The organism is Aliivibrio sp. S10_S31 (assembly GCF_014694495.1).
GTDB lineage: Bacteria > Pseudomonadota > Gammaproteobacteria > Enterobacterales > Vibrionaceae > Aliivibrio > Aliivibrio fischeri.
The window spans coordinates 1-9214 of the sequence record NZ_JAAUWR010000035.1; the positions used below are offsets into that span (position 1 = coordinate 1).

The window sequence follows — 9214 nt, forward strand, 5'->3', positions numbered from 1 at the left end:
CCCAAATAGATTGCTGTCGAAAAAGGCTCATTCCTACAACGGACCAAAGTACAGCTTCTAAAGGTAATCGCCTCCTTCTAACCGTTGCTACACCGGCTTGTTCGAAGCCTTGCTGAATCAATTCAGGGCTAAGAATATCAGAATATCTATCAAAGTGATGAAAGGTATTATATGATTGAAAAGTATTCGCAAGTTGGCTTTCTAAAGACATAAAAAATCCGATATTAGTTTCCTAATATCGGATTTTGAAGCATTTTGAGGATCGGTCAAATGATCTCAAAAATTTCTTAACTGATCGGCATTACTGCAGTATGCAGCCCTTTTTTGTAATTAGAATAATCTATTTAGGCCATTGAGTGCGGCAACTCGATAAGCTTCTGCCATTGTAGGGTAGTTAAATGTGGTATTAACAAAATACTCAATAGTGTTAGCTTCGCCTTTTTGCTCCATAATGGCTTGACCGATATGAATGATTTCAGCCGCACGTTCGCCAAAGCAATGAATGCCCAATATCTCCTTGGTTTCACGGTGGAATAATATTTTTAGGCTACCGATATCTTTACCTGCAATTTGTGCTCGTGCTAAATGTTTAAATGATGAGCGGCCAACCTCGTAAGGTACTTTTGCTGCGGTAAGTTCTTGTTCCGTTTTTCCTACAGAGCTAATTTCTGGGATGGTGTAAATTCCAGTAGGAATATGATCGATGAGCCTAGCTTCTGCTTTTCCTTTAGTAATGGCTTGAGCGGTAAATCGCCCTTGGTCATAAGCTGCACTGGCTAAGCTTGGGTATCCAATCACATCACCAACCGCATAAATGTGCTCGACGTCTGTTTGGTAATTATCATTTACTTTTAATTGACCACGGGAATCAGCTTCAAGACCAACAGCTGAAAGGTTTAGCTTGTCCGTATTACCTGTTCGTCCATTTGCAAAAAGTATGCAATCGGCTTTCATTTTTTTGCCTGATTCTAAATGCATGATTACACCGTCATCATTTGCTTCGATGTGCTCAAAATTTTCATCATTGCGAGTGACGATACCGCTGTTCCAAAAGTGATAGGAAAGCGCATCTGACATTTCATTATCTAAAAAGGAAAGTAGGCGATCACGAGTATTAACTAAATCAACCTTTACACCTAGTCCTCTAAAAATAGAAGCGTATTCACTTCCAATGACACCGGCACCGTAAATAATGATATGACGAGGATCGTGTTTAAGAGATAAGATAGAATCGCTGTCATAAACACGACTATGGTTAAAATTAATACCTTCAGGACGATATGGACGAGAGCCTGTAGCAATAATAAATTTATCTGCTGTGTAGGTTTCAATGGAGCCATCTTTTGCTGTAACCGCAACAGTATTTTTTTCTACGAAACTCGCTTCTCCAAAGATGAGAGAACATTGGTTGCGATCGTAGAACCCCTGTCTCATACGAGTCTGCTTATCTATTACACTTTTCGCATGACCTAAAATATCCGAAAAAGTAGAATGAAGACTGGTATTATTCTTACAGTAAAGAGGGTTTGAGTTAAACTCGATAATACGACTAACCGCATGACGCAGTGCTTTCGATGGAATGGTTCCCCAGTGTGTACACCCGCCACCAACACTTGGTTCTCTTTCAATAATTGCGACATTTAAGTTGGCTTTAGTTAGACCCATTGCAGCCCCTTCTCCACCTGGGCCACTACCAATTACAATGGCATCAAAATGGGTTGAACGTATAGGGGTTGAATTAGTCATTATTAGCGCCTTAATTATTATCAATATCGCAACATTGCTAACAAAGTATTTTAACCTTTTCATTCGTTTGGTAAATCAAGTGATTAAGATAGAGTGGAGAGGATCACGTTGTTTATGGAAATCTGTCGTATTAGTGATTTCATTATTTACATAGGTAAGTAGAAATCGATAATGTGGGTTGGCGGAAGTTTGTGATACCCATTTAATTAAATCACGCAACAAACGGTAAAGTATATGTATCCTGAATTTGAAGCTGATGATCTCAATGCAGTCTCAGAAGTAAAGCGCCCAGTGAGTGCAAAAGGCGTTCGTGCTCAACAAAAAGAAAGAACTCGAAGAACCATCATTGATGCTGCTTTTTGCCTATTATGTGCCGAGCGAGGTTTTACGAGTTTAAGCTTACGAGAAGTTACTCGAGAAGCTGGAATTGCTCCAACGTCTTTTTATCGACACTTTAAAGATATGGATGAGTTAGGACTAACTCTAGTAGATGAAGGTGGTTTGATATTACGTCAATTAATGAGACAGGCTCGCCAACGTATAGTCGTAGAAGGGAGTGTCATTAGAACTTCTGTTGAAACTTTCATGGAGTTTATTGAGGGAAGTCCTAACGTTTTTCGCTTATTACTACGTGAACGTTCAGGAACATCACCCGCTTTTCGTGCTGCGGTAGCAAGAGAAATCCAACACTTTGTTGCGGAACTTACCGAATATTTAGTTGCCACAACAGGAGTAGCTCGTGAAGAAGCATTGGTTCAGGCTGAGGCATCGGTAACACTTGTATTTAGTTCAGGAGCAGAGGCGTTAGATTTAGACTCGGCATCACGAACTGAATTATCTGAGCGACTCATTTTTCAATTACGAATGCTCTCTAAAGGAGCGTATTGGTATCGTAAAGAAAATGAAAAATAGAATGTAGATGCATTGATCGCAGTGAATCAATGTCTGTATGAGGTAAAAACATGACACATGAAAATAGTAGAAATGAACGAAAGACATTAGCGCTATCAGTGGTGGCAGGTCTTTGTTTAAATGCCGTTTGGGTTGGATTAACAGTAACTGAAGTTGCTTTCTCAATTTTTCCGATTATTGCATTGGTTCTAGCGGCTCAAGGTTTATATCAAGAATACTTACGACCGCCAGTGAGCGAAGATACTCCGCTTATTGCAATGGCTTGTTTTTTTGTAGGATTGTTTGGTCATTCAGCATTAGTAAAAGCACAATACCCAGAAGCGGGTTCTAATTTCTTTTCGATTTTAGTCGCTCTGGCTTTGTTACTTTGGATTGGTGTGAAAATGGGTATTTTGAAAAAGAAAGATACTCACACAGAAATATAAATAACCGTTCATAAAAAAAGGCTCAGAACATTACGCTATGAGCCTTTTTTTTAAGTTTATTTTCTTTCTAAGAAAACGCCGGCTTCCATATGGTGTGTATATGGGAACTGGTCAAATAAAGCAAAACGCGTAATGTTGTGCGTTTGGCTTAAAATTTCTAAGTTTTCTTTTAGCGTTTCAGGATTACAAGAGATGTACATAATACGCTCGTAACCTTGAACCATCTTACAAGTCCCTTCATCCATTCCAGAACGAGGTGGATCAACAAAGATAGTGTTGCAGTTATAGCTTTTTAGATCGATATTTTGATCTTTTAAGCGTCTAAATTCACGTTTACCTTCCATAGCATCAGTAAAATCTTCAGCAGACATTCGAATGATTTGTACATTATCAATGTTATTTGCTGCAATGTTGTATTGAGCAGAATCAACAGATGGTTTTGCTAATTCGGTTGCTAAAACACGATCAAAGTTTTTCGCTAATGCCAATGAGAAGTTACCGTTACCACAATATAATTCAAGTAGGTCACCTTGACTGTTTTGTGTACAATCCACTGCCCATTCTAGCATTTTTTGAGCAACAATGCCGTTTGGTTGTGTAAAGCTATTCTCAACTTGCTTATACGTTAAGATGTCGTCATTAACTTTAAGTTTTTCAATAACAAACTCTTGGTCTAAAACGATTTTCATTTTACGTGCACGACCAATGATATTTAGGTTAAAACCTTCATCATTCAGACGTTGTTTTAATGCTTTCGCTTCTTCTTTCCAAGCATCATCTAGTTGACGGTGATAAAGCATCGACACTAAAATTTCACCACTAAGCGTCGATAAGAAATCCACTTGGAACATTTTATAGCGAAGTGTTTTACTCTCTTTTACTGCTTCTGTTAGTAATGGCATCAAATCGTTAATTAAACGGCTTGCAGGTAAGAAGTAATCAACACGGTATTTTTCTTTGGTCTCTTGGTTGAACATGACGTAATACATTTCGTCACCTTCATGCCACACACGAAATTCTGCACGCATGCGGTAGTTTTCAGCAGGAGAGGAAAAGACTTCCAGTTCTGGAACATTAAATTCAGAAAACATAGCAGAGAGTGCTTCTGCTTTTTCATCTAATTGTACTTGATAATTTTCTGGGTTCATGACTGATTGTGTCATCGTCTTGCCTCACGCTGCTCAAAATAAGAGCGCCGATTTTATGCGATAGAGATCTGTTGTCCAGTATTTGTGTGTTATTGATCGAAACTAATTAATACTAAGACGTGATATTGAGCGCATAAACCTAGACAAAGATAGTGTAGGTCACTACTATTTCGCCCATGTTGGTGCGCTATTTTTAATATTAATTATAGCCTGAATAGGGAATCTGGTGAAAATCCAGAACTGACGCGCAGCGGTAAGAGAGAACGAAGGTACAATTTTTCACACTGTTAAGTTTAGATATTTTAAGGATATCGAAAAATAATGGGAAGTGAGTACTCTAGGTTAACTGCTCTCAAGTCCGAAGACCTGCCAGCAATAAGTAATACATTACGTATTGCTATATGGACTTAACGCGATTTTAGGAAACAACGGAAATGAAAAAAACTGCCTTAGCGACAGCTGTAGTGTCGCTGCTTTCACACGCCTATACATCCCCTGTATTTGCTAAAAATACCACAACAGAAACCGATGAAACCATGGTTGTTACTGCGAACAGATTTGAGCAGTCAACAGAAGATGTTATTGCACCAATGAGTGTAGTCACCAAGGAAGAGATTGTTCAGATTCAAGCAAAAACGATGACGGACATTTTAAGGTTGCAACCTGGGATTGAAGTCGCAAGCAATGGTGGTATTGGCCAAAATGCCTCTATTTTTATGCGAGGCACTAACTCTGATCATGTATTGATTTTAATTGATGGTTTTAGAATGAACAGTTCCATTAAAAGTGGAATGAACATTAATAAGATCCCTGTAAACCAAGTTGAAAGAATTGAAATAATTCGTGGTTCTGGAGCGGTAATGTATGGCTCCGATGCTGTTGGTGGCGTGATTAATATCATTACTCGAACTTCTTCTGACAATCTGTCGAAATCTGCAACCATTGGTGCTGGCAGCGATAAATATAAAGAAGGAAATTTTGCTGCTAATACTAAAGTTGGCGAAAACGGACATTTAAAAATGGCTGCCGGGTTCACCCAAACAGAAGGCTACAATGTTAATCCTCAACCGGGATTTAATGATGGAGATAAACATGGCTTTGAAAATAGCCAGTTTATGTTGAACTACGAGCACCAACTTTCTTCTTATGTGAGTCTTTTTACTGGTGTTAGATGGTTTAATAGCACATCAGAATATAACCATTATACAAATACAAAATCTCGCTCAGAATCAGAATCTACGGTTTATTCTTCAAAATTATCTTTTCATAAAGATACGGTTTCATCAAATCTAAGTATCAGTTATCAAGATGACCAAACTCTGGAATATCATGAAAATGGAGACCTCGATTCAGAGCAAAAAATTGATCAGCTAAATATGCAATGGGCTAACCAAATTAAACTAACGGATGGCTGGTTAGTTAATGCAGGTGTTGATTGGACTGATGCGAAAGTGAAAGCTGACATTACTGATTGGTCAAATAAAGTAATTATTAATGAAGGTGAAAGTCGTACGTCGACTGGCATCTATCTTGGAACTCAATATCAATTAGATCAATTAAAGTTAGAAGCAAATACTCGATTTGATAAGCACGATAAGTATGATGAATATACAACGTGGGGTGTTGGTGCGAGTTATCAAATTAATGATATTTATAAAGTAAGTACTGCTTATAATACCGCGTTTAAAGCGCCATCATTTTATGATTTATCGACAGCTCCAGATTTAGAGCCGGAAACGTCAAAAAATATTGATGTGAGTCTTGCTGCCGTATATAGCTTAGTTAATGTTAATTTATCTATGTATAAGAACCGTGTAGATAATTTAATTGTATATTATGACGCTCCAAATTTTGCAGGCTATAGTGCAAATGTTGATGCTGATATTAAAGGTGCTGAGTTAGAGTTGTTATTTGATACTGGAATCATTTCTCATACATTGATTGCTGAATATAAAGATCATGAGGATACAGAAGGTCAACAACTAGCAAGAAGAGCAAAACAGAATTATAAGTGGATGGGTAATATAAGTTTAGGTGATTTAGACTTGAATCTTTCTTATATTTATACAGGAAAACGCTCTGATTTACCTTCAGCCCCAGGCGTTGAAACTGCTTATCTTGATCCATATTCATTGTGGAGTGTTGCTGCTGCTTATTGGGTAACGTCAGATCTTGCTGTTCGAGGTCGAGTTGAAAACTTATTTGATGAAGAATATGAAACGGCGGGCGGCTATAAACCTGCAGAGCGCTCATATTATGTTAGTTTAGATTATCAATTTTAATTTGATTTAAAACCGCCTTCATTGGCGGTTTTTCATTTTGAGGTATGAATGAAAAAGAAAGTTATTATTAGTTGGTCATCAGGAAAGGATTCAACACTCACTCTTATTCGATTGCTTGAGAACCCTAACTATGAAGTTGTTGCTTTATATACGACACATGTAGCAAATGAAGTCCCATTTCAAGTAACTCCATTATCAGTTGTTCAAATGCAAGCTGATTTAGTCGATCTGCCATTAATCACAATCGAATTGCCTACCGTGTTCCCTGCAAATGATGAATACCAATATCTAGTGGTTAACGGTTTAAAAGAGTCTGGTATTGAGTTTGATTCTGTTGCTTTCGGTGACATGTTTTGCAATGGTATTGTTGATTATCGTAAAAGCTATATCGAAAAAGCAGGTTGGGAATGTGTTTTTCCTTTAATGGGGCAATCAAGCAGAGACTTGGCTGAGGAGATTATTTCATTAGGTATTAAAACTATTCTTGTTACAACTGATGGGACTCAACTTGATAATCAATTTTGTGGAAAAGTATACACAAGAGAATTGATTGCACAGTTACCAATAGAAGTAGATCCTTGCGGAGAAAATGGTGAGTTTCATTCTTTAGTGGTTAGCGCACCATGCTTTAAAGGTTCAATCCAATTATCTGAGATGCAAATTGAAAAACAACAGCGCTTTACTCATCTTCGTTATAACGCTTCTGTTTTACAAAACTAGTGCAAGAGGTATGATTAGAGCTCACCTTTTCATATCGGCTTACAATAGAGTCTGTGGTTTCAGTTATGCCAAAACACATTTTGATTTTTGATTCGGGTATCGGTGGATTATCGGTATATAAAGAAATTAAATATCAGTTACCTTTAGCTAAGTATATTTATGCGTTTGATAATGCGGCATTCCCTTATGGTGAACTAACTGAATCGGTACTTATAGAAAGAACAACACACATTATCTCTCAGTTGTGTTCTCAATTCCCTATTGATATCGTTGTGATTGCTTGTAATACAGCAAGCACCGTTGTACTTCCTTCTCTTAGGGATAAATTAGATATACCTGTAGTAGGTGTTGTTCCTGCTATCAAACCCGCAGCTCTGGTATCAAATAAGATTGGTTTACTTGCAACGCCTGCGACAGTAAAGAGAAGCTACACGTATGATTTGATCAAATCTTTTGCTCCTATATCTGATGTCCAGCTATTAGGCTCAACGCGACTGGTTGAAATGGCGGAAGAAAAGATGATCGGAATTGATGTAGATATTGCGGAGCTAAAAGAGATTTTATCTCCTTGGCAAAATAAAGTAGATACGATCGTTCTAGGTTGTACTCATTTTCCTTTTCTAAAGAATGAAATAAAAAAAGCACTGGGAAATAAAATATTGCTTATTGATTCTGGAGAGGCAATAGCTAGAAGAGTAAAACAATTATTGAATGGGGATGGGGTGGAAAGTGCAGTTCTTTTTGAATGTGAAGTATTTTGTAGTGCCCCCTCTATAAAAGAAGAGGCACTAAATCATACATTCAAAGAACTAAATTTTAGTTCTCTTCAGTGTTTGGGTTACCCGAAGTTTTAGGATCATTAGCAATACGCACTTTTAGAGTTCGCTGATCAAATTCGTTATTGTTTAAGTTTTCAATAACGTTGTCAGCGTCTTTTGTTGCAACTACTACGAAACCAAAGCCTCTTCTTTTACCTGTACGCTTGTCTTTCATTAAACGTACTGCAAATACATCACCAAATTCAGCAAAGAGTTCTTTTACATCTGACTCATTTGCACGATAAGGTAAATTACCCACATATAATGTAGTACTAGCTTGATCTGAGTTTGGAGCAGTATCAGCAGAATCATTTGAGTTTGATTGTGCTGGAGCTTTGTTAATAGTTAAAACCGTAAAACCTGTAATCACTGCGCCAAAAGCGAAAGCAAAAGCCGGAGATACTGTTGGAAATAAAGAGATTGCTCCTGCACCTAGTGCAGCGATAGCAATAATAGCAATGTTTGAATTAGTAGATTTCATGATAAGTAAGGTCTAGTAAATAAATGGAAAGTGATGAATTAACAATAAAATCACATTGATACTACTTATATTGTGTATCAATTGCCAACTAATTAAGCCATTGTTCATTTCTTGTAGGGGGTTTGTTTGAAAAAAAGTGATCTGTGTAGAAAATAATCACTTAGATGATTATTTTTAAATATCGCTTGCCAATCTTAATTAGCTCTCTATAATGCGCCTCCGTTCCCAAGGAAAAGATAAATAACTTTAGCCATGAGAACAATGAGTTTTAGGACTTCAAAATAATTTGAAAATAATCCTTGACTTAATAATTTGGCTCTGTATTATACGCAGCCTCAAACGACGAAACGGAAACGCAAGTCGTTGAAAGAAAAGCTCTTTAACAATTTAACCAAATCAATCTGTGTGGGCACTTGTGAGTTGATAATCATTGTTTGCGAAAGCAAGCAAATAATCAATGAACTGAGTGACTACACAAAATTACTTTTATGTAACAATCAGTATTAATCATTGAGTCGGTTTTGTTTCTGCTTCTCTTTATAGAAAAGACAGAGCAACCAAAAAAACTTTAATTGAAGAGTTTGATCATGGCTCAGATTGAACGCTGGCGGCAGGCCTAACACATGCAAGTCGAGCGGAAACGACTTAACTGAACCTTCGGGGAACGTTAAGGGCGTCGAGC

At 37.4% G+C, this 9214-nt stretch carries 9 protein-coding genes, 1 rRNA gene and 1 riboswitch; of the genes, 6 read left to right on the forward strand and 4 right to left on the reverse strand.

Features of this window, described 5'->3' with window-relative positions; all coding sequences use genetic code 11:
* Both HC728_RS18935 and sthA read right to left on the reverse strand, forming a co-directional pair.
* Nucleotides 1-211 (reverse strand): transposase domain-containing protein (locus tag HC728_RS18935; RefSeq protein ID WP_190395911.1); only part of this gene is annotated, 211 nt, incomplete at its 3' end.
* Nucleotides 212-330: 119 nt separating this feature from the next.
* Nucleotides 331-1746 carry a Si-specific NAD(P)(+) transhydrogenase gene (gene sthA / locus HC728_RS18940; RefSeq protein WP_017019516.1) on the reverse strand — a complete coding sequence of 472 codons (1416 nt, stop codon included), beginning with the start codon at nucleotides 1744-1746 and terminating at the stop codon, nucleotides 331-333.
* A 234-nt stretch (nucleotides 1747-1980) separates the two neighbouring features.
* On the opposite strand from sthA, the gene fabR reads away from it, so the two are divergent.
* Entirely contained in the window at nucleotides 1981-2658 is a 678-nt protein-coding gene (gene fabR / locus HC728_RS18945) for an HTH-type transcriptional repressor FabR (protein WP_005421344.1), read from the forward strand.
* Between the two features lie 50 nt (nucleotides 2659-2708).
* A complete protein-coding gene (locus HC728_RS18950; RefSeq protein ID WP_190395912.1) occupies nucleotides 2709-3083 on the forward strand; it encodes a YijD family membrane protein in 375 nt (124 codons plus the stop codon).
* A gap of 56 nt (nucleotides 3084-3139) precedes the next feature.
* Here the strand turns inward: HC728_RS18950 and trmA are convergent, their stop codons facing one another.
* On the reverse strand, nucleotides 3140-4246 hold the full coding sequence (gene trmA / locus HC728_RS18955) for a tRNA (uridine(54)-C5)-methyltransferase TrmA (RefSeq protein ID WP_005421342.1): 1107 nt from the start codon (nucleotides 4244-4246) through the stop codon (nucleotides 3140-3142).
* Nucleotides 4247-4394: 148 nt separating this feature from the next.
* A riboswitch (cobalamin riboswitch) is annotated at nucleotides 4395-4620 on the forward strand.
* A gap of 45 nt (nucleotides 4621-4665) precedes the next feature.
* On the opposite strand from trmA, the gene HC728_RS18960 reads away from it, so the two are divergent.
* The 3 genes from HC728_RS18960 (at nucleotide 4666) to murI (ending at nucleotide 8087) form a co-directional block, all read left to right on the forward strand.
* Complete coding sequence (locus HC728_RS18960) at nucleotides 4666-6513, forward strand: TonB-dependent receptor domain-containing protein (RefSeq protein ID WP_017019515.1); 1848 nt, start codon at nucleotides 4666-4668, stop codon at nucleotides 6511-6513.
* A gap of 48 nt (nucleotides 6514-6561) precedes the next feature.
* Entirely contained in the window at nucleotides 6562-7233 is a 672-nt protein-coding gene (locus tag HC728_RS18965) for an ATPase (protein ID WP_065597929.1), read from the forward strand.
* Nucleotides 7234-7298: 65 nt separating this feature from the next.
* Nucleotides 7299-8087: a glutamate racemase gene (murI, locus tag HC728_RS18970; RefSeq protein WP_065597930.1), complete on the forward strand. Its 789-nt coding sequence runs from the start codon at nucleotides 7299-7301 to the stop codon at nucleotides 8085-8087.
* On the opposite strand, the gene HC728_RS18975 is transcribed toward murI, so the two are convergent.
* Nucleotides 8050-8532 (reverse strand): RNA-binding protein, encoded by a 483-nt coding sequence (locus tag HC728_RS18975; protein WP_005421336.1) that lies wholly within the window; start codon nucleotides 8530-8532, stop codon nucleotides 8050-8052. The two genes, murI and HC728_RS18975, sit on opposite strands and share 38 nt — an antisense overlap.
* Before the next feature lie 569 nt (nucleotides 8533-9101).
* Between HC728_RS18975 and HC728_RS18980 the strand changes: the two genes are divergently transcribed.
* A 16S ribosomal RNA gene (locus tag HC728_RS18980) occupies nucleotides 9102-9214 on the forward strand; the annotation flags it as partial.